General features: G+C 68.7%; 20 protein-coding genes and 1 tRNA gene. 12 read left to right on the top strand and 9 right to left on the bottom strand.

Annotated features, from left to right (window positions below; genetic code table 11):
* Positions 1–495: 495 nt before the first annotated feature.
* Entirely contained in the window at positions 496–2118 is a 1623-nt protein-coding gene (gene groL / locus VB080_RS07090; protein ID WP_323417737.1) for a chaperonin GroEL, read from the bottom strand.
* 427 nt (positions 2119–2545) lie between these two features.
* Between groL and VB080_RS07085 the strand changes: the two genes are divergently transcribed.
* Entirely contained in the window at positions 2546–3019 is a 474-nt protein-coding gene (locus VB080_RS07085; protein WP_323417736.1) for a hypothetical protein, read from the top strand.
* Positions 3020–3026: 7 nt separating this feature from the next.
* On the opposite strand, the gene VB080_RS07080 is transcribed toward VB080_RS07085, so the two are convergent.
* Positions 3027–3308, bottom strand: a complete 282-nt coding sequence (locus tag VB080_RS07080) for a DUF3263 domain-containing protein (protein ID WP_323417735.1) — start codon at positions 3306–3308, stop codon at positions 3027–3029.
* Positions 3309–3654: 346 nt separating this feature from the next.
* On the opposite strand from VB080_RS07080, the gene manA reads away from it, so the two are divergent.
* The 4 genes from manA to dcd all read left to right on the top strand — a co-directional run bounded on the left by manA (position 3655) and on the right by dcd (position 6123).
* The gene (gene manA / locus VB080_RS07075; RefSeq protein WP_323417734.1) at positions 3655–4842 is read left to right on the top strand and encodes a mannose-6-phosphate isomerase, class I; all 1188 of its coding nucleotides are present in this window, start codon (positions 3655–3657) and stop codon (positions 4840–4842) included.
* Complete coding sequence (locus VB080_RS07070) at positions 4839–5381, top strand: cobalt ABC transporter (RefSeq protein WP_323417733.1); 543 nt, start codon at positions 4839–4841, stop codon at positions 5379–5381. Before manA ends, VB080_RS07070 begins: the two co-directional genes overlap by 4 nt.
* 39 nt (positions 5382–5420) lie before the next feature.
* Positions 5421–5493 (top strand) — tRNA-Thr (locus VB080_RS07065).
* Between the two features lie 24 nt (positions 5494–5517).
* On the top strand, positions 5518–6123 hold the full coding sequence (gene dcd / locus VB080_RS07060) for a dCTP deaminase (protein WP_323417732.1): 606 nt from the start codon (positions 5518–5520) through the stop codon (positions 6121–6123).
* Between the two features lie 42 nt (positions 6124–6165).
* Here dcd and VB080_RS07055 read toward each other — a convergent pair whose 3' ends face one another.
* Together VB080_RS07055 and VB080_RS07050 are read right to left on the bottom strand one after the other, a co-directional pair.
* On the bottom strand, positions 6166–6888 hold the full coding sequence (locus VB080_RS07055; protein ID WP_323417731.1) for a TetR/AcrR family transcriptional regulator: 723 nt from the start codon (positions 6886–6888) through the stop codon (positions 6166–6168).
* 513 nt (positions 6889–7401) lie between these two features.
* On the bottom strand, positions 7402–8244 hold the full coding sequence (locus VB080_RS07050) for a DedA family protein (protein WP_323417730.1): 843 nt from the start codon (positions 8242–8244) through the stop codon (positions 7402–7404).
* Positions 8245–8434: 190 nt separating this feature from the next.
* Here VB080_RS07050 and VB080_RS07045 point away from each other — a divergent pair, with 190 nt between their 5' ends.
* From VB080_RS07045 to VB080_RS07015, 7 genes are all read left to right on the top strand, one after another.
* Complete coding sequence (locus VB080_RS07045; RefSeq protein ID WP_323417729.1) at positions 8435–9529, top strand: sn-glycerol-3-phosphate ABC transporter ATP-binding protein UgpC; 1095 nt, start codon at positions 8435–8437, stop codon at positions 9527–9529.
* A 408-nt stretch (positions 9530–9937) separates the two neighbouring features.
* On the top strand, positions 9938–11317 hold the full coding sequence (locus tag VB080_RS07040) for a DUF4032 domain-containing protein (protein ID WP_323417728.1): 1380 nt from the start codon (positions 9938–9940) through the stop codon (positions 11315–11317).
* Positions 11318–11388: 71 nt separating this feature from the next.
* A complete protein-coding gene (locus VB080_RS07035) occupies positions 11389–12294 on the top strand; it encodes a hypothetical protein (RefSeq protein WP_323417727.1) in 906 nt (301 codons plus the stop codon).
* Positions 12291–12644 carry a GntR family transcriptional regulator gene (locus tag VB080_RS07030; protein WP_323417726.1) on the top strand — a complete coding sequence of 118 codons (354 nt, stop codon included), beginning with the start codon at positions 12291–12293 and terminating at the stop codon, positions 12642–12644. Before VB080_RS07035 ends, VB080_RS07030 begins: the two co-directional genes overlap by 4 nt.
* 160 nt (positions 12645–12804) lie before the next feature.
* Complete coding sequence (gene cysS, locus VB080_RS07025; RefSeq protein ID WP_323417725.1) at positions 12805–14226, top strand: cysteine--tRNA ligase; 1422 nt, start codon at positions 12805–12807, stop codon at positions 14224–14226.
* The gene (gene rlmB / locus VB080_RS07020) at positions 14226–15227 is read left to right on the top strand and encodes a 23S rRNA (guanosine(2251)-2'-O)-methyltransferase RlmB (protein ID WP_323417724.1); all 1002 of its coding nucleotides are present in this window, start codon (positions 14226–14228) and stop codon (positions 15225–15227) included. Before cysS ends, rlmB begins: the two co-directional genes overlap by 1 nt.
* A 426-nt stretch (positions 15228–15653) precedes the next feature.
* On the top strand, positions 15654–18164 hold the full coding sequence (locus VB080_RS07015; RefSeq protein ID WP_323417723.1) for a peptidoglycan-binding protein: 2511 nt from the start codon (positions 15654–15656) through the stop codon (positions 18162–18164).
* 170 nt (positions 18165–18334) lie between these two features.
* Here the strand turns inward: VB080_RS07015 and VB080_RS07010 are convergent, their stop codons facing one another.
* The 5 genes from VB080_RS07010 to VB080_RS06990 all read right to left on the bottom strand — a co-directional run bounded on the left by VB080_RS07010 (position 18335) and on the right by VB080_RS06990 (position 25454).
* The gene (locus VB080_RS07010; protein WP_323417722.1) at positions 18335–19039 is read right to left on the bottom strand and encodes a lipoprotein LpqH; all 705 of its coding nucleotides are present in this window, start codon (positions 19037–19039) and stop codon (positions 18335–18337) included.
* A 309-nt stretch (positions 19040–19348) separates the two neighbouring features.
* Positions 19349–21805 carry an alpha-ketoacid dehydrogenase subunit alpha/beta gene (locus tag VB080_RS07005; RefSeq protein ID WP_323417721.1) on the bottom strand — a complete coding sequence of 819 codons (2457 nt, stop codon included), beginning with the start codon at positions 21803–21805 and terminating at the stop codon, positions 19349–19351.
* A 113-nt stretch (positions 21806–21918) separates the two neighbouring features.
* On the bottom strand, positions 21919–23289 hold the full coding sequence (lpdA, locus tag VB080_RS07000; protein ID WP_323417720.1) for a dihydrolipoyl dehydrogenase: 1371 nt from the start codon (positions 23287–23289) through the stop codon (positions 21919–21921).
* 16 nt (positions 23290–23305) lie between these two features.
* Positions 23306–24688 (bottom strand): dihydrolipoamide acetyltransferase family protein, encoded by a 1383-nt coding sequence (locus VB080_RS06995; protein ID WP_323417719.1) that lies wholly within the window; start codon positions 24686–24688, stop codon positions 23306–23308.
* Between the two features lie 10 nt (positions 24689–24698).
* Positions 24699–25454 carry a DeoR/GlpR family DNA-binding transcription regulator gene (locus VB080_RS06990; RefSeq protein ID WP_323417718.1) on the bottom strand — a complete coding sequence of 252 codons (756 nt, stop codon included), beginning with the start codon at positions 25452–25454 and terminating at the stop codon, positions 24699–24701.
* Between the last annotated feature and the right edge of the window lie 113 nt (positions 25455–25567).

The following is a 25567-nucleotide window of genomic DNA, read 5'->3' as shown; positions in this document are numbered from 1 at the left end:
TCTGCTGACTCCTGCCCGGTCAGCCAGCACCTCCCAGCGCTGACCGTCGCCACCACAACCGACAACGACACCCGAGCAGGCCTCCCCGGATAAGAACAACCAATGTCCCCCTACCGCTGCCGTGTCTACGCAGTGACCGTACGACGATGCCGGGCTTCACCCTCGCGTGCGGGCTCACCCCAACCACCACGCCTCATACACGATTCGTATACCTCAGTGCAGGAGTACGTCTCGGGCTTCCTCCCCACCCCGCCTCACGACGACGCAGTTACCTCCGACTCAGGGTTAGCATCGCCGCCTCCCCCAGAGGACTCACACCTCCAATCAGTTGCCCATGCCGGGCGTACACGCGCAAGGAGGGCGGCCCCAACGGGGACCGCCCTCCTTGCGCGTGGTGTGACACGACCAGCCGGGATCAGAACCGATTGAGCCGAACTGCGAGAGCTCGCTCTCGCCAGTGAGGCGATTGAAGGTTCTTGACGACCGAAGGGAGGATCAGAAGTCCATGCCACCCATGCCGCCGTCACCGGCCGGCATCGGCGGAGTCTTCTCCGGCTTGTCGGCGATCACGGCCTCGGTGGTCAGGAACAGCGCGGCGATGGACGCGGCGTTCTGCAGCGCCGAGCGGGTTACCTTGGCGGGATCGATGATCCCGGAGGCCACCATGTCGACGTACTCGTCGGTCGCGGCGTTCAGACCGAAGCCGGGCTCCAGGTGGGAGACCTTCTCCGCCACGACGCCGCCCTCGAGGCCGGCGTTCACAGCGATCTGCTTCAGCGGGGCCGAGCAGGCGGTGAACACGATGTTCGCGCCGGTCAGCTCATCGCCGACCAGACCCTCGACCGATGCCTTGGCGGCGGCCTGCAGCAGGGCGACACCACCACCGGGGACGATGCCCTCCTCGACGGCAGCCTTCGCATTGCGGACGGCGTCCTCGACGCGGTGCTTGCGCTCCTTCAGCTCGACCTCGGTGGCCGCTCCGACCTTGATCACCGCGACGCCGCCGGCCAGCTTGGCCAGCCGCTCCTGCAGCTTCTCGCGGTCGTAGTCGGAGTCAGAGTTGTCGATCTCGCGACGGATCTGCGCGATCCGGCCGGCGATCTGGTCGGCATCGCCGGCGCCGTCGATGATGGTGGTCTCGTCCTTGGTGACGATCACCTGACGGGCCTGGCCCAGCAGGTCGAGGGTCACCTGGTCGAGCTTCAGCCCGACCTCCTCGGAGACCACCTGGCCGCCGGTCAGGATGGCGATGTCGCCCAGCATGGCCTTGCGGCGGTCACCGAAGCCCGGGGCCTTGACGGCCACCGACTTGAAGGTGCCCTTGATCTTGTTGACGATCAGGCCGGCCAGCGCCTCGCCGTCGGTGTCCTCGGCGATCACCAGCAGCGGCTTGCCCGCGCCGATGACGCGCTCGAGCACCGGCAGCAGGTCCTTCAGCGAGGAAACCTTCGAGTTGACGATCAGGATGTAGGGATCGTCCAGGACGGTCTCCATCCGCTCGGCGTCGGTCACGAAGTAGGCCGAGATGAAGCCCTTGTCGAACCGCATGCCCTCGGTGAGCTCCAGCTCCAGCCCGAAGGTATTGGACTCGTCGACGGTGATGACACCTTCCTTGCCGACCTTGTCCATCGCCTCGGCGATGATCTCGCCCACGGTGGGATCGGCCGCGGAGATGGACGCGGTAGCCGCGATCTGCTCCTTGGTCTCCACATCGGTGGCCTGGGCGGCCAGCTGCTCGACGATCGCGGCGACTGCCTTCTCGATACCCTTCTTCAGGCTCATCGGATTGGCGCCGGCGGTCACGTTGCGCAGGCCCTCGCGGACCATTGCCTGGGCGATGACGGTAGCGGTGGTGGTGCCGTCGCCGGCGACGTCATCGGTCTTCTTGGCGACCTCCTTGACGAGCTCGGCGCCGATCTTCTCGTAGGGATCCTCGAGCTCGATCTCCTTGGCGATGGACACGCCGTCGTTGGTGATGGTGGGAGCACCCCACTTCTTCTCCAGCACGACGTTGCGGCCCTTCGGGCCCAGCGTGACCCGCACGGCGTCGGCGAGGGTGTTCATACCCCGCTCGAGGCCGCGGCGCGCCTCAACATTGAATTCGATCAGTTTTGCCATGTGCGTTCGGCAATCCTTCGTAGTCTTCGGGGACGGGCCCCAGGTGTGGACTGTGGTCAATGTGTGCGTCTTGTGTCGATGCCCGCGACGGACGATCGTGACGATCTCATCGAGTCAGACTGGTGGCACTCTCAGTCCGAGAGTGCTAACACCATGTTTAGCACTCTCCCCTATCGAGTGCAAACACTCGGCGCTGTGAACCCCGGTATCGGGACGGCAGCGCCACCACGCTCGCGGGGCATGGCCACCGACCGCTCATCCGGCATCGACCGCCACCGTTCGCGTCGAGAGCCACACCCCAGGCACAAGCGCTCGACGCGAACGGTGGCGGTCAGTGGGTGAGAGGAGAGGAGGCGAGGGAGGGGGGGAGGGGAGGGGGAGGGGAGGGGGATGGCCGTAGAACCTACAGTGGGCTCACAATGGAGCGGTGCCGTCCGAAACCGCCCGCCCCTCCATCGCACAGTGGGCGCGGTTCGGCTGGAACCTGGTGAACCTGTCCACCCCGCTGGGGCTGCTGATGGCGGTGATCGGACGCTGCCGGCTGCGCCGGGGACCGCGCGGCCTGTTCTTCGCCGAGGGCTACCGCTACAACTTCCCCAGGGCCGGTGCGTTCACGGTCGGCAACGTCATCCTCACCCGTCAGACCATGGACGGCCTTGAGGTTCGCCGACCCGGCACCCTCGACCATGAGGACGTCCATGCCTGGCAGTACACCTGGCTGCTGGGGTTGCCCTTCCTCCCGGTCTACCTCGCCTGCGCGGGCTGGTCGTGGCTGCGCACCGGTGACCCGGCCTCACGCAATGCCTTCGAACGACAGGCAGGGCTGGTGCGCGGCGGCTATCTGGAGCGCCCGCCGGACAATGCCGGGCTGAAGGCGATCGGGCGGTGGTTCGTGGGCTGAGCCCGCGCTACACCCGAATGTTGATCCCCAGTCGGCGCGCGGTGCGCTCGCGCTGGCGTGCGGTGCGCAACCGGCGCAGCCGCTTGACCAGCAGCGGGTCGTAGGCCAGGGCGGCCTCGGTGTCGATCAGGGCGTTGATCAACTGGTAGTAGCGCGTGGTCGACAGGTTGAACCGCTCCCGGATCTCGGTCTCCTTCGACCCCGGCAGCGACCACCAGTGCTTCTCGAAGTCGAGCAGGGCGGCTTCGAGGTCGGTGAGGCCGGCTGGGCGGACGGCGAGTTCGGGCATGCGTCCATGCTAGGCCGAAATCACAACGCTGTCATTCCCCTGTCCGCGTCCCTGTGGCCCGGTGACCTGGAGCGTGTCTCCCAGCCCTGGCCGTCGCGAGCGGTGGTCGCCGGAGCACCATGCAAGGCGGAGGAGGGAGGCGATGCAGTGCATCGCTGAGCGACGACGACGCAGCGAGGTGACCGCCGGGCGACGATCAGCAGGCACCTGCGGGATTGGGCGACACGTTCTAGACTCACATGGACTGTTCGGGGCCCGGGGCCGCAGCCGCGCGGGGCTCGGCGGTCTCGACCAGCAGCACCCGGCAGGCGGAATTCCACCAGCGACAACACCGTGAGGATGTTTGATGCAACTGTTGCAGGGCACGATCCAGCACTACGCCTGGGGAACCACCGATGCGATCCCGAACCTGCTGGGCCTGCCGGTCGACGGCAGCCCGTACGCCGAGTACTGGCTGGGAGCCCATCAGCAGGCCCCGTCCCTGGTGGGCGGCGTCCCGCTGGACTCGGTGATCGCCTCCGACCCTGCCCTGCTCGGTGACCGGTCGCGCCGCGAGTTCGGCGATGTGCTGCCGTTCCTGATGAAGGTGCTGTCGGCTCGGCACGCGCTGTCCATCCAGGCACACCCGTCCCGCGAGCAGGCCGAGGCCGGCTTCGCTCGCGAGAATGCTGCCGGCATCTCGTTGGACGCCCCCGAGCGGGTCTACTCCGACGACTGGCCCAAACCGGAGATCCTGATCGCGCTGGACGAGTTCGAGACCCTCAGCGGTTTCCGCGACCCGATGACCACCGCGGCGCTGTTCTCCGCCCTGGGCGTCTCCGGCGAACTCGGCTCGCTGCTCGCCCCGCTGACCGAACGCAAGGGCGCAGCCGCCCTGGCCCAGGTCTTCCTGGAGGCGCTCAGCCTGGAAGGCGACCGGGCCCAGTTGATCGACGTGGTAGTGGCTGCCGCGATCCGGCACGCCACCGACGACGGCCCGGTCGGTGAGTTTGCCCGGACAGCCGTCGACCTGGACGCCGTCTTCCCCGGTGACCGCGGCATCCTCGCCGCGCTGTTGATGAACCGCGTCCGGCTGCAGCCCGGGGAGGCGGTCTACGTGCCGGCCGGCTACATGCATGCCCATCTGTCCGGTACCGGCGTCGAGGTGATGGCGAACTCGGACAATGTGATCCGCGGCGGGCTCACCCCCAAGCACGTCGACGTCAAGGAACTGGTCACGGTGGTCGGCTTCGAGCCCGCCGAACCGCAGGTGCTGCGGCCCGTCGAGGAGCGGGCCGGCGTGGGACGCTATCCGGTGCCCTGCCCGGAGTTCGCGGTCTGGCGAGTGAGCCCGGCCAGCCCCGTCCCGGTGGACCTGCCGGGGAACGGCTCCGCCCGCATTCTGCTCGTCGTGTCCGGCGAACTCACCCTGCATGGCCCCGAGAGCACCCTCAGCCTGGGTCAGGGGCAGTCGGCCTTCGTCCCGGCCACCGAGACCGCGGTGTCGGTGAGCGGGGACGGCCTCGGCTTCGTCTCCGCCTCCGGCGCGCGGTGAGCCTGCGGGTCACCAGCAGCGCACAGGTCTGGCAGGCGGTTCAGCTGCTCGCCGGCCGGCCACGGGCCGTCGTCCTGATCGACGGCGGAGCAGGCTCGGGCAAGACCACGCTGGCCGGGGCACTCGCCCGACGCTGGCCGGAGGCGCAACTGGTCAGCCTGGACGCCTTCTACCCCGGCTGGGACGGGTTGGCCGAAGCCTCGGCGATGGTGGTCGAGTTGGTACTGCGCCCGTCCGCACCGGGCTACCGGCGCTGGGACTGGGAGCGTGCCCGGCCGGCGCAGTGGGTGGCGCTGGACCCGTCCCGTCCGGTCCTGGTCGAGGGCTGTGGCGCGCTCACCCCGGCCAGCCGCGCGCTGGCCGACCTGGCGCTGTGGTGCGAGCTGGACGAGGCCGAGCGCCGGCGCCGCGCGCTCGCCCGGGACGGTGCCTCGTTCGAGGCCCACTGGGATCAGTGGGAGGCCCAGGAGGCGGTGCACTGGCGGCTCCATCGCCCCCGCGAACTCGCTGACCTGGTGGTGACGGTTTCCCAACCGTGACCCGCCTGCCCCACAATGGACGCCGGATCCAGCGTCCGCGCCTCCGTAGCTCAGCTGGCAGAGCGTCGCTCTTGTAAAGCGAATGCCACCGGTTCGAATCCGGTCGGAGGCTCGAGGGGCGGGTTAGGCTGCACCCGTGCTGCTCTCCGATCGCGACATCGTCGCCGAGGTGACGGCCGGACGTGTCCGGCTCGACCCCTGGGATCCCGGGATGGTCCAGCCGTCCAGCGTGGACGTCCGGCTCGACCGCTACTTCCGGCTGTTCGACAACCACAAGTACCCGTTCATCGACCCGGCCGTCGAGCAGCCCGACCTCACCCGCCTGGTCGAAGTTCCGGCCGACGAGCCGTTCGTGCTGCACCCCGGCGAGTTTGTCCTCGGGGCCACCTTCGAGGCGGTCACCCTGCCCGCCGACCTGGCAGCGCGCCTGGAGGGCAAGAGCTCGCTGGGGCGTCTCGGCCTGCTCACCCACTCGACAGCCGGCTTCGTCGATCCCGGCTTCACCGGTCACGTCACCCTGGAACTGTCGAATGTCGCCACGCTGCCGATCAAACTGTGGCCCGGGATGAAGATCGGGCAGTTGTGCTTCTTCCGGCTTTCCTCCCCCGCCGAGCGCCCCTATGGCGCCGGTGCCACCGCGTCCCGCTACCAGGGCCAGCGCGGGCCGACCGCCTCGCGTTCCCACCTCAACTTCCACCGGACCGACGTCAGCACCAGGGACGCGGGCTCGCTGGGCGGCTGAGCCTGCCGGTGGAACGCGTCGAGACTGGCCGGTGACCGCAGCTCAATCCGTGGCGACCGGCTGGAGGCCGACGGCGTCGGCCAGACTCGCGAACTGGGCCTCTGCCAGGGCTGCCTGGGTCGGCGCCCATTCCGGACCGAGCTGCAGGAAGGCCTCCGCGCTGATCGTGCCCAGCACCCCCCACCAGCCGAGCAGGCCGAGAGCCGTCACGTCGGGCGTAATGTCGACCGCGTACCTGACGGCGATCGCCTCCAGCGCCGGACGGGCCTCATCCGGGATCTCGCCCAGCCCCGCCGCCGGGCCGACCCGCGGGTGGAGCTGACCGGCCTGCTGGGCGGCCACGATCACCGCAGCCTGCCGCAGCAGCACCCGGGCGGCTGCGGGACTGGTGGTCTCGGTGGGCGCGGAGTAACCGGGAACCGGGCCACCGTAGAGCAACCCCCAGGCTGCCGGACGGGAGAACGCCCACGACCGCATCGTCCGGCAGATGGCCAGCCAGCGCTCCCGGTAGTCCTCCCTGGGCACCTCCCCCTCGGCCGCCGCCACGGCCTCGGCGAGGTCGTTGAATCCCTCCAGCAGCAGGTCGGTGATCAGGTCGTCCCGGCTGGCGACGTAACGGTAGATCGCGGACGACACCACGCCCAGGTCACGGGCGATCGCGCGCAACGAGAGGCCGGCCGCGCCGAGCCGTTCGAGCTGCTGCCACGCCAACTCGCGGATCTCGGCCATCGTCCGCTCACGGGCGCGTTCCCGGGGGGTTACCACGAGACAATCCTGCCATATTCGAGTGCGCCAGACGAAAATGTGAGCAGTGCTCTTGCATTCTTGGTACGAAGGGTACTAACGTGCTCTTCGAGAGCACTGCTCACAAAGCAGGCGCCCGATTCGCGGGTTGGCGACAGTCTGGGGGGAATGTCGCCGGGGGGAACCCGAGAACACGGTAGCGGTCCTGTGCGGTCCGGTGGTCGTGCGCATCTGGGGGGAGCCGACGCAAGACACCGGACATGCGCAGGACCGCATCGTCGTTCTCCACCAACGGCCCCACTCCGCCGCCCGTACTCGACTCTGCTGCCCGTACTCGACCTCGCCGCCGCTACAACACGCGCAAAGTCGAGCAAGGCACGCAGAGTGAAGACACCAGACCAACGGCGGCGTGCGGCCGTGAGCGGAGGACGCCGCGAGTTGACGGTGTGCCCTGCCCCGAGCTGCCGGTGCGCCGGGTCCGGCGACAGGCAGCCCGACGACGGCGTTGACGGTGGCCGGTCACAGTTCGGTGCCTCAGGCCCGCCCTGCCGGTTCGGTACCCTGGCGGGCCTGTCGCCAGGCGTTCCAGATCACGAACACCAGCAGGGCCAGCGAGACGTACCACAGGTAGCGTCCGTAGGTGTCCATCGCCACCACCGCCGGCTCGCCGATCCAGTAGCCGATGCCGAGGTAGACCCCGCCGGCGATCAGCGAACTCACCAGGGTGACGGTGATGAACTTCTTCAGGCTCGTCCCGGCCTCGCCGAGCACCAGGTAGACCACCCCGGACGGAATCGGCAGCGGCAGGTAGGTGAGCGCAATCGCCACGGTCTCGTACCTGCGGGCCAACCGCTCCGTCCACGCGTTCATCCGGCGCGCCCGCTCCGACCGCCCCGACCACACCTCGATCAGGTTGCGACCCCAGAGCCGGCCTGCCCACCAGTAGACCCAGTCGAACTTCACCAGCCCGATGGTGCCGAAGAACCAGACCAGCGGCCACCACGGATCACCCACCGCGGCCCGCGACCCCACCGTCACCGAGCCGGACCAGGAACCGAGCGAGGCCAGGACGTGCGGCGCCGAGGCCAGCAGGCCGGGACGCAGCGGCAGCATGACCAACCCGTAGATCGCCACGACCGACAACCAGCCCATACAGGCGATGTCGGCCTTGGTCGGCTTGTGCTTCCAGGGCAGGGACGGGTCGTCCCACCACTCCTGGGCGGATTCGTCTTCGGCAGGATTCTCCATGGCAGCGGGGGGCTGGCCGCCGACATCCCCGGACGGGAGCGGACGGCCGGGTTGTGCAGCTTCGTCGGCAGGGTCGCCGCCGGCGTCCTGTGCGGCGTCCGCGGCCTCCTGGGGCTGTGTCCCGGTCACCCGAGGGAGCCTACCTCAGCCCGGTGACGCTGCTTTATAACGAACTGATATACCTTGTGCTTTCCGGTTCGTGAATTCTTGCCCATCTCCCGATGACGCGTGCAAGAATGACAACGGCCGCGGACGAGCGGCCGCTGTTTCCACTACGGATCGTTGGGCACGTACCTGCCCATGGAAGGATGTGCGTGGCATGGCCACTGTTAGTTTCGTCGAAGCCACTCGGGTCTACCCGGGTTCCGACCACCCCGCCGTTGACAAGCTGAACCTCGAGATCGGGGACGGCGAGTTCATGGTGCTGGTCGGACCGTCCGGTTGTGGCAAGTCCACCTCGCTGCGCATGCTGGCCGGCCTCGAAGAGGTGAACCACGGGCAGATCATGATCGGCGACCGCGACGTCACCGACCTGCCGCCGAAGGACCGCGACATCGCGATGGTCTTCCAGAACTACGCCCTCTACCCGCACATGACCGTGGCCGACAACATGGGCTTCGCCCTGAAGATGGCCGGCGTCCCGAAGGCCGATCGCGACAAGCGCGTCCTGGAGGCCGCCAAGCTGCTGGGTCTGGAGAGCTTCCTCTCCCGCAAGCCGAAGGCGCTCTCCGGTGGCCAGCGGCAGCGCGTCGCCATGGGCCGCGCGATCGTCCGCCAGCCGCAGGTCTTCCTGATGGACGAGCCGCTGTCGAACCTGGACGCCAAGCTGCGCGTCTCCACCCGTACCCAGATCGCCGCACTGGTCGCCCGACTCGGTGTCACCACCGTCTACGTCACCCACGACCAGATCGAGGCCATGACGATGGGCGACCGGGTGGCCGTGCTGAAGGACGGCCTGCTGCAGCAGGTCGACAGCCCGCTGACCCTGTACGACGCACCGCTCAACCTCTTCGTCGCGGGCTTCATTGGCTCCCCGGCGATGAACCTGATCGCCGGCAAGGCCGTCGAGGGTGGCGTCCAGGTTGGCGACTACGTGGTGCCGGTGGCCCGCGAGGTGCTTGCCAAGGCACAGGGCGAGGAGTCGCTGGTGGTCGGTATCCGCCCGGAGAACTTCCAGGTTTCCGAGACCGGCATCGCGGTCGACATCGACGTGGTCGAGGAACTCGGCGCGGACGGTTACCTCTACGGGACGCTCGCGGGGATCAGTGCGGACGAGAAGCTGACCGCCCAGCAGATCGTCGCCCGGGTCTCGGCCCGCCGCCCACCGCAGCGTGGCACCACGGTGCGCCTCAACACCGTCGATCCGTCCCAGATGCACGTCTTCTCGCAGAAGACCGAACTGCGGATCTCCTGATCGAAGCCACAGGACGCCGATCGGTTCGCCGGTCGGCGTCCTGCTGTCTCCACAGCGCGCAGCGCCAGCCTCTTGCTCAGGTAGCGACGGCTCCACCCCGCATCACGCGTACCTCCCCGACTCAGGGTGGACCCGCCGTGGTTCGACCCACCCGTGGCCCGGGCAGGGGGCGCGACTCACGTAGGGACGGTTCCCCCACCTCACCGCACCGGGCGGACGGGTCCACGCTGAGTCACACTCCGCCCCGGCACAAGCCGTCGCGCAGGGCAGGCAGGGACGCCAGCGCACCCTCACCCTGCCTCGGATCGGGCACAGCCGACCCTGAAGGACCGCCCGAGGCCGCTTCCGGCACCGCGGTTCCCGCCCTTCGAAGGAGGTGCTGGCGCGCCGATCGTGTAAAACTGATGCGTGCCCAGGTTCCTGTCATCGCGGCCAGACTCGCGCCTCATCCCGCTGCCCTGGGACACGCCCCTGACCGAGTGGCCCACCGACTTCCTGGTAGCCCTCCCCCGCGGCATCTCCCGCCACGTCGTCCGGTTCATCAAGGTCGGCAGTTCGGTCTACGCCGCCAAGGAGGTCATTGAGCACCTCGCGCTGCACGAGTACCGCACCCTCACCGAACTGCACCGCACCGACACCCCCGCCGTCGAGCCGGTGGGCGTGGTCACCGGACGGATGGGCGCCGACGGCCGGGATCTCGATCCGGTGCTGATCACCAAGCACCTGGAGTTCTCTCTGCCCTACCGGGCCCTGTTCGACCACGGTGTTCGCCCCGAGACCGTCTCGCGGCTGCTCGACGCTCTGGTCGTGCTGCTCGTCCGGCTACACCTGATCGGCTTCCTGTGGGGCGACGTCTCGCTGTCGAACGTCCTGTTCCGGCGCGACGCCGGGCAGTTCGCCGCCTATCTGGTCGACGCCGAGACCGCCGAGATCCACGAGGCGCTCAGCGACGGGCAGCGCGCCCACGACCTGCAGATCGCGATCACGAACCTGTACGGCGAGTTCTGCGACCTCGAGGCCGGGCGGATGCTCGACACCTCGCTTGACCCGCTGAAGCTGGTCGAGTCGATCGACCAGCGCTACCGGGATCTGTGGGCCGAACTGACCGGCGTGGAGGAGTTCTCCGGGCAGGAGACCTACCGGATCGAGAACCGGGTGCGGCGGCTGAACGCCCTGGGCTTCGACGTGGCCGAACTCGACATCCGCACCTCCCCCGACGGCTCCACCATCCGGATCCAGCCGAAGGTGGTGGACGCCGGGCACCATTCCCGGCGACTGTTGCGGCTCGCCGGCCTGGACACCGAGGAGAACCAGGCCCGCCGGCTGCTGAACGACCTTGACACCTTCAGGGCCAGGACCAACCAGCAGCACGTCGACGAGGCCGTCGTCGCCCACCAGTGGCTGACCGAGTGCTTCCAGCCAGTGGTGACCGCAGTCCCTGCCGATCTGCGCGGCAAGCGTGAGGCGGCGCAGATCTTCCACGAGGTGCTCGACTACCGCTGGTACGCCTCGCAGCGGCAGAACCGCGAGGTGCCGCTGCTGGAGGCCACCCACGGCTACATCCAGGACGTGCTGCGCGCGCTGCCCGACGAGGCGATGTCGCCCTCGTCCATGACCCCGCTCGGCGGCGAGGAGGGACGGCAGTTGGCCAACCCGTTCGACCCGTCCCAGGGGTTCCTCGACGACGACGGTCCGATGCCCGAGGACCCGTGGGAGACCGGCGCCGAGGAAGACCTGCCCGCCGCCGGCATCCTCGATATCGCCGCGCTGCGCGCCCAACGGGGCTGAGAGCGCAACCAGGCCAGATTTGTAGCAAGGAATGCATTGCTACACAATCTTCCTTTATGTAGCATTACTTCGTGTCCTCGCTCGTTCTCACGCCCGGCTTGTTCAGGCTTGCCGCGTTCAGCCTGCTACCGCTGATCGGTGCGGTCTACCTGGCCTGGCCGCGCCCTGCCGGTCGCCGGCAGCGCCAGGTGGAGAAATGGGCCGACCAGAACCTGGCCCGGCTGACCCCCGATGTCAGCACCGCTCTGGACGTGGCGCTGACCCGCCGCAATCGCGGCGGCGCCACGATCCTTGCCGTGGTTGCGGTCCTCGCCCTGCCAACTTCGTTCGCCTCCACCTCCGGCGCCGAGCCCGGATGGTTCTGGGCGATCTCGGTGTTCGGTGTGGCCATCCTCGCCCTGATCCTGACCGGGAGCTGGCAACTCGCCCGCCCCTGGTTCCAGGTTGGTCCGCTGCGTTCGGCGCGGCCACGAGCAGTCGGGCTGAACGACTATCTACTGCCCCTGGTGCGCTGGATCGCCTGGGGGGCGGGCGTGGTCTGCCTGGCCGGTGCCGGGCTCGCCGTGCTGTTCCCGAAGTCACCGGCGCAGACCGCCGCCGCGGTCGTCCCCGCCGTCGGTGTCGTGGCCGGCGTGGCGGCAGCCGAGTTGATCGGACGCCGGATCGTCCGGCTGCCGCAACCCGCCCGGGACGACGTCGAACTGTATGCCCTGGACGCCTGGCGGGCCGAGACCGCCCTGACCGGCTTCCTGGCACCGACCATCTTCGGTGGCTACGTCATGCTGTTGGTGTCGGGAGAGGGCGTGGCGAATCTGTGGGCGGAGCTGGTGCTCCGCGCCGTCGGGATCGTCATCTGGATCGGGCTGCTGTTCGCCCTCCGGGACCTTCCCCCCTACTGCGTGGCCTGGGTCAGGGGCAGGCTCTGGCCGCAGCTGGACGACAAGGAGCTGATCGGCACCGGGGCGGTGACGGCGTGATCATCATCGACACTTCGCTGGCCGAGCCCCCCTACGACCAGATCAAGCGCCAACTCTCGGCGCAGGTGGCCGTCGGCGAGCTGCGTCCGGGCGACAAGCTGCCGACCGTCCGCCGGCTCGCCGCCGACCTCGGGCTGGCGCCGAACACCGTCGCCCGCGCCTACCGCGAACTCGAGGCCACCGGCGTCCTCGACACCCGCGGACGGGCCGGCACCTTCGTCACCGGCGACGAGCAGAGCCGGGCGGCCCGGCAGGCGGCGGCCGAGTACGCCCAGCGGGCCCGCGACCTGGGGCTGAGCAGTGCGGAGGCGCTGGCGCTGGTGGAGCGCAGCCTGGGATCGATCTCCTGACGAGTGGGCTCGTCGGCGTCGGGAGGCGGCACCCGCGGGCGCCGTGGCGCCCGCCATCGGCGGTCTTCTCCGCCGCGGGTTCCGGGCGCGCTTGCAGGCGGAGGGCTGACCGTCCGCCCTGCATTCGGCGGCCGGCAGCGCGGGCAATAGACTTCCCGGCGTGAGTTTCCACCTGTACGACAGCGCCACCCGGGCCGTGCGCCCCTTCGTTCCCCTCGTTCCGGGAGCTGTGTCGGTCTACCACTGCGGGCTCACCGTCCAGTCGTCGCCGCACCTGGGGCACATCCGCAAGGAGGTGGTCTTCGACGTCCTGCGGCGCTGGCTGTCCTTCTCCGGCTACCAGGTGAAGGTGGTGGCCAATGTCACCGACATCGACGACAAGATCCTGGAGAAGTCGGCGGCCGCCGGGGTGGAGTGGTACGCCCACGCCTACCGATTCGAACGGGAGCTCCACGACGCCTATGCCGCGTTGGGCTGCCTGCCGCCCACCTACGAACCTCGCGCCACCGGGCACATTCCGGAGATGATCGAGCTGATCGCGGCGCTGATCGACCGCGGGCACGCCTACGCCGCTCCCGACGGCTCCGGCGACGTCTACTTCGACGTGGTGTCCTGGCCCGCCTACGGCGAACTCTCCGGCCAGAAGGTGGACGAGATGGAGGCCGCCACCGACGCTGACCCGCGCGGCAAGCGCGACCCCCGGGACTTCGCCCTGTGGAAGGGCCACAAGCCGACCGAACCGGACACCGCCTCCTGGCCGAGCCCCTGGGGGCGCGGCCGTCCCGGCTGGCACATCGAGTGCTCGGCGATGGCGGGCAAGTACCTCGGCGACGAGTTCGACATCCACGGCGGCGGTATCGACCTGCGGTTCCCGCACCACGAGAACGAACTGGCCCAGTCCCGGGCTGCCGGCCGTCCGTTCGCGCGGTACTGGATGCACAACGGCTGGGTGACCGCAGCCGGGGAGAAGATGAGCAAGTCGCTGGGCAACGGGGCGCTGGTCAGCGAGGTGGTGAAGAAGTACCCCGCGCGGGCCGTCCGGCTGTACCTGCTGGCACCGCACTACCGCTCTTCGGTGGAGTTCTCGAACACCTCGCTGGACGAGGCGTCCGCCCAGTTGGCCCGGATCGACAGCTTCCTGAAGCGGGCCGGCGAGCTGACCGCCGGCTGGTTCGCGTTCGCACCGCAGGAGAGCCTGCCGGCCGAGTTCGCCCGGGCGATGGACGACGATCTCGGGACGCCGGGTGCGATGGCAGTGCTGTTCGGCACGATCAAGCAGGGCAACGTGGCGATCGAGGCCGGTGAGGTCGATGCGGCGAAGCGGGCCAGCGCCGCGGTGGTGAGCATGCTCGACGTCCTGGGGCTGAATCCCGCCAGTGAGCCGTGGACGGGCGCGGCCAGCTCCGGCGGCGACCTGGTCCCGGTGGTGGACGGCCTGGTCGAAGCCCTGCTGACGCAACGCCAGGAAGCCCGGGCTCGCAAGGACTACGCCGCCGCGGACGCGATCCGCGACCAACTCAAGGCCCTCGGGCTGAAGATCGAGGACACCCCTGCCGGTGCCCGCTGGACCTTGGAGGACTGATGCCCGGAAACAGCCAGCGCAAGGGCGCCGTCCGTAAGAAGGGCAAGACCACCCCGGCCGGCTCCGGCGGACGGGTGCGCCGCGGCCTGGAGGGCAAGGGTCCCACCCCGAAGGCCGAGGACCGCCCCTACCACAAGGCCTATCGCAGGCGCGGACCGGACGAACCCGGCAAGTCGCCGGACCGCTCACAGGGCTCGCCTCCGGCCACCGGACGGCCATCCGGCAACGCCCGGCCGTCCCGGAACCGCACCACCGCCACCGCGGGCGCCGACTGGGTGATCGGACGCAATGCCGTCCTGGAGGCGCTGCAGGCCGGGTTGCCGGTGAAGCGTGCCTTCATCGCCGAGGGGGCCGAGCGGGACTCGCGGCTGCGCGACATCCTGGCCTTCACCGCCGACCACGGCGTCCCGTTGCTGCAGGCCACCCGGACCGAACTCGACCGGCTGACCGGTGGCGGCGTGCACCAGGGAGTGGCCCTGCAGGTGCCCGAGTACGACTACGCCGATGTCGAGGACGTCCTGGCCGAGGCCCTGCACGCCGAGCCGGCGGGGTTGGTGGTCGCCCTCGACTCGATCACCGATCCACGCAACCTCGGGGCGATCATCCGGTCGGCCGCAGCCTTCGGCGCGCAGGGCGTGATCATCCCCGAGCGCCGCTCGGCGCACCTCACCGCAGCGGCGTGGAAGACCTCTGCGGGGGCCGCAGCCCGTGTCCCGGTGGCGATGGTGACCAACCTGAACCGGACGCTGAAGAGCTTCTCCGACGCCGGCTTCACCGTGGTCGGGCTGGCCGGTGAGGCCGATACCGATCTGGCGGGTTTCCCCGGCATTGACGGCCCCGTCCTGCTGGTGGTCGGCTCGGAGGGGGACGGCCTGGCCCGCCTGGTCCGGGAGAACTGCGACGTCCTGGCGTCCATCCCGATCACCTCGGCCGTGGAATCTCTCAACGCCTCCGTCGCGGCCGCGATCGCGCTCTACGAGATCACCCGCTCCCGCGGGTGATCTCTTCCTGAGCACGGTCGGGCCCGTGCGGTACGACGAGATCACCCGCTCCCGTCCCTGACCTGAGCCAGCGCCAACTGGCTCGGGTTGGAACAGCGCTCCACCTCGGCACCTTGCCCCTCGGCAGCTGTCGTCTCGGGTCGTGCAGAAACCGGGCAGTAGAGGCCACTCGCGTGGATAGTGTCCGCGACTGGCCTGGATCACCCGGTTTGTGCAGAAGTCTCCCGGCCGGCTCAGGGTGGAATCGTCCCCTGGCCCACGGCGGGCTCGGCGGAGGGGTCGAGAGTCTCAACTCTGATGTGAAGGTTGAGAGCTTTCTGAGAAACTGCTCAATGCCTAGTCAGAGCCTGATTTTTGGCGCTGGAAGTGATGAATTCCCGTACCTGGGGGTTGGCGGGGAGGGGGCAGAGTCGTTAAGAACGATGCGTGAAACCCTCCCGGATACTGCCTGTTGCCCTCGCGCTGGCGCTGGCCTTTGGCATGCTCCAGGCAGGCATTGGCTCGTTCTTCGCCCAGGCCTCGCCGACCGTCAGCGACTCGACCCGGGCCAAGTTCATCGCCAGTCTGGTCGCGCCGGCGCAGCAGGCCGAATCCCAGACTGGTATCCCGGCCTCGGCGTTGATGGCCCAGGCGATCGCTGAGTCCGAGTGGGGAACCTCCGGGCTCAGCTCCTCGGCGAAGAACGTCTTCAACACCCGCTGCTCGGCGCTGGCGACCACCGCCCAGTACGCGACGCTGGCCGCCAAGCAGGTGGGCAAGAAGTATGTGCTCGGCCAGCCGGTGCCCTACAACGCGCCCAGCCCGTCGTCCTTCGACTGCTCGGGGCTGGTCATCTGGGTGAACAACCAGACCAAGGCGTTCGTGATGGGGGACGACACCGCTGCCGGCCTGTACAACCGCACCTCGGCGGTCAGTGGCACGCCCAGCGTCGGCGATCTGGTGTTCTTGAAGAACAATCCCGCGCGTTCCAATGGCATCGGGCACGTGGCAGTGATCACGTCCAAGCTCTCCAACGGTGACTGGCAGATCATCGAGGCCAAGGGCAAGGCCTACGGCGTCGTGAAGTCCACCCTGTCCTACTGGAAGACCCGCAAGTACTACACCGGTGTCCGCCGGCTCCCGGCGATGAACTTCGTCGGGGTCAGTGGCGTGACCCAGACCTCGCTGACCACCAGCTACAACAGCGGTTGCACGACCGTCAGCTCGGTCAAGTACCGCACCTACTCCTCGCTCGCCAAGGCCTTCCTCGACCGCGCCACGATCATCGCCGGCGAGTCCGCCTACCAGAGCGTCCGTGGCCTGACCGGCAATGTGACGTCCTTCGTGGACGCGCTCGCCGCCGTCGATCAGCCGAAGAACAAGGCCGCCTACGCCACCGAGTTGAAGGATCTGATCAAGACCTGGAAGCTCACCGACTACGACACGGCCAGCGTGCCCTTCAACCTGGTCATGACCACGAAGAAGAACCAGACCGGTCCGAAGGTCAGCGCACTGCAGTCGCTGCTGAAGCAGACCGGCCAGAAGGTCACCGTCACCGGCACCTACGACAGCGCCACCAAGTCTGCTGTCACCGCCTACCAGAAGACCAAGGGCCTGCAGGCGGACGGCGAGGCCGGCCCGCTCACCCTCACCGCACTGTTCACCAGCCTCAGCCTCAAGTCGGGTTCGAAGGGGGACGCGGTCACGGCGCTGCACGCACTGCTGCAGGCGATCGGCTACAAGACCGACTCCGGCTCCACCGTCGGTTCGGCCACGCAGGCCTCGATCAAGCAGTTCCAGACCTCAGCCGGGCTGTCCGGCAGCGGGACCGTCGACAAGAACACCTGGACCAAGCTGTTCATGACGCTGTACCCCGCGCCGGTCCCCACCATCAGCGGCGGGACGGCCATCGGCCAGACACTCACCACGAAGGCGGGAACCTGGGGCCCGGCCCCGGTCGAGTTGAGCTACCGCTGGTACCGCGACGGCAAGGCCATCGCGAACGCCACCGGCACCAGCTACAAGCTCACCGAAGCCGACGCCGGCCACGCGCTGACCGTCGCGGTCACCGGCAGCCGCCTGCCGTACGTCACGGTCAGCCGGGTCTCGGCGCCGCTCAACTCCGCTGCGCTCAGCCAGCTCACCGCCACCCCGACCCCCGTGATCGCGGGCAGCGCGGCGATTGGCAAGACCCTGACCGCCAGCGCCGGTACCTGGAAACCCGCACCGGTCACCCTGGCCTACCAGTGGTACCGCGGCACGGCGGCCATCGCGGGGGCGACCAAGCCCACCTACACCGTGCAGGCCGCGGACGCGGGCCTGGCGCTCCAGGTTGCCGTCACCGGCACCAAGGCGGGCCATGCGCCGGTCGCCAAGACCTCGAAGGCCACGGCGAAGGTGTCCGCTCTCAAACTGAGCGCCACCCCGACGCCGACGATCAGCGGGACGGCCAAGGTGGCGGTGAAACTCACCGCCAAGCCCGGCACCTGGAAGCCCTCCGGAACCAGTCTGGGCTACCAGTGGTACCGCGACGGCAAAGCCATCAAGAACGCCACCAAGGCCAGCTACACCCTGACCAAGTCCGACCAGGGCAAACGAATCACCGTCAAGGTCACCGGCAAGAAGAGCGGCTACACCACCGTCACCAAGACCTCCAAACAAACCGCCAAGGTGGCCAAAGCCAGTACCTTCACCAAGACGTCGACGCCCACCATCGTCGGCACCACCAAGGTCGGCGGTTACCTGTACGTGCGGAAGGGAACCTGGACGCCCTCATCGGTGACGATGAGCTACCAGTGGTATCGCAACGGCAAGGCGATCAAGGACGCGACCCGGTCGACCTACAAGGTGACCAAGTCCGACAAGGGCAAGCGGATGACGGTCAAGGCGACCGGGAAGAAGAGCGGCTACCTCACGGTCTCCAAGACCTCCAAGCAGACCGCCAAGATCAGGGCCTGACCAGACCGCGGCTCAGCACTCCCGGTACACAGAACCGTGCAACGGGGCCGGTGTCCCCGGCCCCGTTCGCATCACCTCTCCGGCGGCTCAGCCTCTGACGGCGCCGCTCACCGTGGCAGCTGCCGGTCCATGCCACGCAGTAGACCTGCTCCGGCCGATAGCGGTGCCGCTCACCAGGAGCTGCCGGCGCATTCCACGGTGAGGGTGAAGGGCACCAGGCTGCCGGACTTCGAGGCGCCCTCGTACATCATCAGCTTCCCCTTCAGCGTGTAGCGGGAGCCCTCGTCCGCGACCGTCGCCGAGGTGCCGGACGCGGGGTGCACCAGCTTGCGGGTCACTCCCTCCTGGTCCTCCCCGAAGTCGAGCCGCACCTCGTCGACGACACTCTTCGCCGCGGTCAGCCTGGCGCTGGCGGTCACCGTGCCGTAGAAGTCGTTGGCCTTGTCAGCCAGGGTGAAGGTCGGTACCTGGGAGACGGTCTGGCAGGTTCCGGTGAGCTGGTCGGAGACCAGGTTGGTGAAGGTCAGCAACTTTCCGGTGGCCTTCACCGCGGCAGTGGGCGGGGCGGACGAGGCGGTCGGCGAGGCCGAACCCGACGGCGAGCCGGGGGTGGCGCTGGCGACCGGGGTCGTGCCGGACGGGGTGGTCGCCGGCGACGACGGGGTGGCAGTCCCGGTGGCGGCCGGAGTGGACGACGTCACGGTCGCCGAGGGGCTCGGCGTCCGCACCTCGGGGGGTGGCGTGACGGCGCAACCCGACAGTCCCAGCGCAAGTCCGGCCACTGCCGCGACCAGTCCCCTCCCCCGCGACGACACCGTCCGCGATCCCTTCTCCGTCGCCTGCACCCGGCTCTCCCCTGTCCGCTCTGCGTTCACCGTTCCATGCTCGCGCCGGACGGCCCCGGAGCCGGCCACGACTCGCCGGAAAACGGCCACTGGCTCCGTCACACAGGCCCGGGGGATGACCCGAACCGGGGAGGGCTGCTACCCGAGTCACAGTTCCCGGCTCCCGGAAGTGACTCGGGTTGGCAACGGCTCCTTACCCGAATCCCGGCCACGGAGACCGCCCGTAGCAGCTCAAGCCCGGCCCGCCTGGGAACCTCGAACCAGACAGCACGAGGGGGACGGACCGCGATGCGTGCGGTCCGTCCCCCTCCGGGAGTCATTCAGTGCCGAAGCCGGTGGTTAGACTCCCTGGCGGTCGCGGCGCAGTAGTTCGCCGTCGGTCCAGTTGGACGAGGGCACGTGTCCGGGTAGTGGGACGATCCGGGCGTGGACGGCGTCCACGATCCATTCCGGCTGCGGGAAGAACAGGTCCTCCAGTTCCGGGGCGGGGGTGATGTGGTTACGCGAGCCGACCACCACGACCGGGGCATCCAGATCGTCGAAGGCGACATTCTGCACATGCGAGGCAACCGTGTGCAGGAAGGAGCCGCGCTCCACCGCGTCCGAGGCCAGCACCAGCCGCCCGGTCTTCTTCACACTGGCCAGCAGGGTGTCGTAGTTCAACGGGGCGACGAACCGCAGATCGATCACCTCCGCACTCAGGCCGTACTGCTCAGCCAGGATGTCGGCAGCCTCCAACGCCCGGTACAGCGTGGCGCCGATAGTCGCGATCGTCAGGTCACTGCCCTCCCGCCGGATCGCCGGCTCACCCTCCGGGGTCTCGTAGTAGCCCTCCGGCACACCGTCGGCCTCGAACTGCTCACCGATGTCATAGAGCAACTGCGACTCCAGGAACACCACCGGATCAGTCCCAGCCAGGGCCAGGTTCAACATCCCCTTGGCATCGGTCGGGGTCGCCGGGAAATACACCTTCAAACCCGGGATGTGCGCCACCAGGCTCGACCAGTCCTGAGAGTGCTGAGCACCGTACTTGTTACCCACCGACACCCGCAGGGTGAGCGGCATGGTCAACAGACCGGCCGACATCGACTGCCACTTGGCCATCTGGTTGAACACCTCGTCACCAGCCCGGCCCAGGAAGTCGCAATACATCAACTCGACCACCGCCCGGCCACCCGACAAGGCATACCCCACCCCGGCACCCACAATCGCAGCCTCCGAGATCGGCGAGTTGAACAACCGCCGATACGGCAACAACTCAGTCAGACCGCGGTAGACGGCGAAAGCGCCACCCCAGTCACGATTCTCCTCACCCCACGCCGCCATCGACGGATCAACACTGAACCGATGCGCCATCGCCTCGAACAGACCATCACGGAACTGATACATCCGCACCTTCGACACCGGCTTGCCGTCAGCGTCGGTGGTCTTGCGCACCTTCTTGGCAATCGCCTTCACCCGGGCGTTCTCCGCCAGCGGCTCGGACAGTTCCGGCTCACCAGTACCGAAGGCCTCCACGTGACCGTTGGAGTACATCTTCGACTCGATGTAGCCGACGTCGACCCGCGGGCACTCCTGTTCGTTGACGGCCAGGGCGAGCACCTTGGTCAGCCGCTCGACGATGCCGGCATGCAGGCCGTCCAGCTCGTCGGAGGTCAGCACGCCCTGGTCGATCAGCCGGCCCGAGAAGCTCGCGATCGAGTCGGCCTGCTCCCAGGCCTCGATCTCCTCGCGGGTGCGGTAGCTGGAGGCGTCGGACGGGCTGTGGCCGCTGATCCGGTAGGTGATGGTGTCCAGCAGGACGGGACCCTTGCCGGCCAGCAGGATCTCCTTCTTGCGGCGGATCGCGTCGGCGACCGCCAGCGGGTCGTAGCCGTCCACCCGCTCGGCGTGCATGGCCTCGGGGTTCACGCCCGCGCCCACTCGGGCGAGGATGTCGTAGCCCATGGTCTCGCCGTCGGTCTGGCCGCCCATGCCGTAGAAGTTGTTGAAGAAGTTGAACAGGATCGGCGGGTTGCCGCCGTCCTCCTCCCGCCACAGGTTGCGGTACTGGTCCATTGCGGCGAACATCATCGCCTCCCAGACCGGCCCACAACCCATGGAGGCGTCGCCGATATTGGCGATCACGATGCCCGGCTGACGGTTGACCCGCTTGTACAGCGCCGAGCCGGTCGCGATCGGGGCGGAGCCGCCCACGATGGCGTTGTTGGGCATCGAGCCGAAGGGAGTGAAGAAGGCATGCATCGAGCCGCCCATGCCCCGGTTGAAGCCGACCTTGCGGGCGAAGATCTCGGCCAGGGTGCCGAACAGGATGAAGTTCTCCACCAGGTCGGACTCGGTGCCGTAGCCGATCTTCTCGGCGTAGCGCAGGGTGTCGCCGTCCAGGAAGCCGGTCATGATCTGCTGCAGCTGGGCGGGGTCGAGCTTGCGGGCGGCCGAGAAGCTCTTGGCGAGGATCTCGCCGTGGCTGCGGTGGGAGCCGAAGATGTAGTCGTCGGCGTCCAGTTCGGCGGCCTGCCCGACGGCGGCGGCCTCCTGGCCGGCCGAGAGGTGGGCCGGGCCCTTGTGGTTGTACTCGATCCCCTGCCAGCCGCCGGTGGTCTTGATCGAGTTCAGCATGGTCTCGAACTCGCGGATCGCGATCATGTCGTGAAGCATCGCCTTCAGTCCGTCGGCACCGTAGCGCTGCTGCGCGGCGGGCAGGTCGGGCACGTAGGCGTTGACCGGGATCGGCGGCACGGTGACCATGCCGGGCTTGCGGACCTCGGCTGGGTTCACGGTGAGTGACTTGGGCATTTCTTCCTTCTCTTCTTGCGGTGATCGAGTGGGTGGGGATCTACCGGGTGTTTGGTGGGTGGCCGGCTGGTCGGGATGGTGGGTCCGGGTGGGTGTCGGCTGGTGGTTGTTGGTTAGTTGTTGATCGCCCAGGCGGCTTCGCGGATGCCTTCGGAGACCGTGGGGTGGGGGAAGACGACTTGGCGGAGGTCGTCGATGGTGTATTCGGATTCCAGGATGGCGGCCGCTCCCCAGATGGTTTCGGGGGAGTAGGGCCCCAGGGCGTGGATGCCGCGGATCACGCGGGAGTCTTTCTCGGCGATGATCTTGACCGCGCCGGGGGCTTTCAGCCCGTTCTCGGCAACGAACCGTCCCGACAGCACCAGCGGTACGGTGGCGGTGACCACGTCCAGGCCTTGCTGGACGGCCTGGGCCTGGGTCAGTCCGACGCCGGCGGCCTCGGGAATCGAGTAGACCGCCCACGGGATGGTCTGGGTGCGCAGTACCTGCCCGGACCGGGCGGCCCCGGCGGGGTCGAGGATGTGCGCCACGGCGATCTCGGCCATCCGGTAGGCGGCATGAGCCAGCAGGGAGCGTCCGGTGACGTCCCCGACCGCCCACACGTTGGGCAGGTTGGTGCGCATGGTGTCGTCCACCACCACCCCCCTGGGCGTGGTCTCCAGGCCGGCCTCCTCGGCGCCCCAGCCGGTCAGGGCGGGCCGGCGTCCGACCGCCATCAGCACCACATCGGCCTCGGTGCGGGCCTCGACGCCCTGTGCGTCGGAATAGACGACCGTCGAGCCCTCGATCCCGGTGACCTTGCAGCCCAGGTGGAAGGTCACCCCCTGGATACCCTTGCGGATCTTGCTGGCAATATCGGTATCGGCGAACGGCAGGATCTCCGGCAGCAACTCGATCACCTCGACCTGCGCCCCGAAGGCGGCGAACAGGGAGGCGAACTCGACCCCGATCACGCCACCGCCGATCACGGCCAGTCGGGACGGGAAGCTCTCCAACCCCAGCAGGCCGGTGGAGTCCACCACGGCCGGGTTGTCCTTCGCGCCAGGGATGGGCGGCATCACCGGCACCGAGCCGGTGGCGATGATCACGTGGTCGGCGGTCTTCCGCTCGCCGGCCACCTCGACCACCCCGGGCCCGACCAGGGTGCCGTGGGCGTTGGCGACCTCAACGCCGGCCTTGCGCTCGGCCATGCCGACACCGCCGACCAGGGTCGTGACGACCTCGTCCTTCCAGGCCTGCACCCGTCCCCAATCGAAGGCGACGTTCCCGGCGGTGACGCCGAACTGTTCGGAGTGCCGGGCATGCAGGTACAGCTTGGCGGAGTTGAGCAGCGACTTGGTCGGAATACAACCCACATTCAGACACGTCCCGCCCAGGTACTGCTCCTCGACCAGCAACACCTTCTTCTTCGCATGCCCGAGCCGCTCGGCGGCCAGGTACCCGCCCGGGCCACCGCCCAGGATGATCACGTCATAATCACTCATCAGATCCCCCTCCTTCTCAGCCCAGCACGGTCAGGTCGATGGCGGCCACGGCGGCGCACAGGTCCTTCAGGTACCTGGCCGCGTCGGCGCCGTCGATCACCTGGTGGTCGGCGGTCAGCGAGAACCCGATCCGCTGCTCGGCGCCCACCGAGCCGTCCGGGTTGACGGTGACCCGCGGGAAGATCGCGTCCACACCCAGGATCGCCACCTGCGGCAGGTTCAGCAGCGGGGTGAACGACTCGATCCCGAAGGCGCCCAGGTTCGACACCGTGAAGGTGCCGCCGGAGAGCAGGTCGGGGCTGATCGAGCCCGCGATCGCGGCATTGGCCAGGGCCTTGGACTGGGCGGAGAACTCGCGCAGGGTGAGGGTGTCGGCGAACCGCAGGGTGGGCACCAGCAGGCCGCGCGGGGTGTCCACCGCCATACCCAGATGGACATGCTCGAAGCTGCGCAGCACCCCGTCGGAGAGGTGGGCGTTGGCGTTCCGGTGCCTGGCCAGCGTCTTGACAGTGGCGTAGCCGACCAGGTCGCCGATCGTGACCGCGCTGAGCTCGGGGTCGCCACAGTTCTTCAGCCGAGCCCGCAACGCCAACAGACCGGCGGCCGGTGCGGTGGCGGTGTAGGTCAGCTGGGCGGACTGCGCCAACGACTCCATCATCCGCGAGGCGACCAGCTTGCGGATCCCCTTCAGCGGGGCGTCGGTGAACGCGCCGGGGAAGTCCGCCGACGCGGCCGGGACGGTAGCGGCCTCCGGGGCCGTGGCAGCCGGGGCCCCGGGCGTGCCCGCGGCGAGGTCGGCGCGGGTGACCCGGCCGCCGATGCCGCTGCCGGGCGTCCCCGGGACGAACCCGGAGGCCTCGGCCCGGGCGCCCGCGGTGAGGCCGGGGCCGGCCGCGATCGCGGCCTCCACGTCGCGCGCGATCACCCGTCCGGCGGGGCCGGAGCCCGCCAGCTGGGCGGCCGCGATGCCCTGGGTGGCGGCCAGGCCGCGGGCCCGGGGCGACACCGCTGCCGGTCCGTCCCCGGCCGCGCGGGTCGGGGCGGGGGACGCCGCGGCCGGGCTGGCTGGCTCGGCGGCAGCAGCGGCGGCCGGAGCCTCCGGTTCGGCAACCGCGGCGTCCCCGGACGGGCCGGCAGCGAGCTCGGACGGCACCTCCTCACCCGGCTCACCGATCACCACAATCGGCTCCTTCACCGGCACCTCGTCGCCCTCACCAGCCAACAACGCCAACACAGTCCCAGCAACACCCGCCGGCACCTCCATCGCCGACTTATCAGTCTCGATCTCACACAGCAGAGTGCTCGCGTCCACCACATCGCCAACCTTCACCAGCCAGCTGGTGATCAGACACGACTCCACCGTGTTACCCAACGCAGGCATCACGACAATCTGGGCCATTCCATTCCTTTCAGACGACGCGCACGGTCGGCGCGATCTGTTGCAGTACTTCCAGGGAGCCCTCGCCGATGCCGTCATCGGTGATCACTCCGGTCAGGTCGGTGAGGCCGAGCACGCTCACGAAGCCGGCGCGGCCGTACTTGGACGAGTCCGCCAGCAGCCAGGTCTCCTCGGCGCGCTCGCGCATCGCCTCGATGATTTCGGCGCCCCCGGCGAACTGGGTGGTCATGCCGCGGTCAAAGGTGAAGCCGTCGGTGCCGACGAAGGCGATCCGGGCGTTGAACCGGCGGATCGTGGCGATCGCCACCGAGCCCACCATCGACTCGGAGTCGCGGTGGAACTGCCCGCCGGTGAGGATCACCTCCAGGCCGGGGATCAGCCGGGCATAGGACAACGCCAGGGTCGAGTTGGTGACGATCTGGACGCCAGTCCGTCCGGCAAGGTGGCGGACGATCTGCGCGGTGGTGGTGCCGGCCTCGATCATGATCCGGTCGTCGTCGTGGACCAGCGACGCGGCAGCGGCGGCGATCCGGTCCTTCTCGGGCTCGTTCACCCGCGCCCGCTCCAGGACGTCCAGGCTGGAACTGGCCCGCGCACCACCCCAGGTGCGCTCCAGCAGTCCGCGCTCCTCGAGGGCCTTCAGGCTCGCCCTGATGGTGACCTCGGAGACCCCGAGATCTTTCGACAACGCGGCGACCGAGAGCGAACCGTCCTTGGCGAGCAGGCCAAGGATGTAGCTCTCACGCTCCACGCGATCAACGGACACTGTTGAATCCTTTCAGGATTGTTTCGATCCTAGGCCAATCCGAAAAAACTCGCAAGGGATTCGAAGACCCTGGCTTGACAGGGCCAGCTCCGCCGAACCACCGGCACCAGCAG

This window comes from Propionicimonas sp., from assembly GCF_034927565.1.
Lineage (GTDB): Bacteria > Actinomycetota > Actinomycetes > Propionibacteriales > Propionibacteriaceae > Propionicimonas.
This window is presented reverse-complemented; position numbering and strand designations above follow the sequence as displayed.

Excerpts from the sequence above, each read along its gene's own strand:
- VB080_RS07005 (WP_323417721.1), bottom strand. The coding sequence starts at position 21,805 with ATGCCCAAGTCACTCACCGTGAACCCAGCCGAGGTCCGCAAGCCCGGC.
- VB080_RS07080 (WP_323417735.1), bottom strand. The coding sequence starts at position 3,308 with ATGCCCGAACTCGCCGTCCGCCCAGCCGGCCTCACCGACCTCGAAGCC.
- manA (WP_323417734.1), top strand. The coding sequence starts at position 3,655 with ATGCAACTGTTGCAGGGCACGATCCAGCACTACGCCTGGGGAACCACC.
- lpdA (WP_323417720.1), bottom strand. The coding sequence starts at position 23,289 with ATGAGTGATTATGACGTGATCATCCTGGGCGGTGGCCCGGGCGGGTAC.
- groL (WP_323417737.1), bottom strand. The coding sequence starts at position 2,118 with ATGGCAAAACTGATCGAATTCAATGTTGAGGCGCGCCGCGGCCTCGAG.
- rlmB (WP_323417724.1), top strand. The coding sequence starts at position 14,226 with ATGCCCGGAAACAGCCAGCGCAAGGGCGCCGTCCGTAAGAAGGGCAAG.
- VB080_RS07045 (WP_323417729.1), top strand. The coding sequence starts at position 8,435 with ATGGCCACTGTTAGTTTCGTCGAAGCCACTCGGGTCTACCCGGGTTCC.
- VB080_RS06995 (WP_323417719.1), bottom strand. The coding sequence starts at position 24,688 with ATGGCCCAGATTGTCGTGATGCCTGCGTTGGGTAACACGGTGGAGTCG.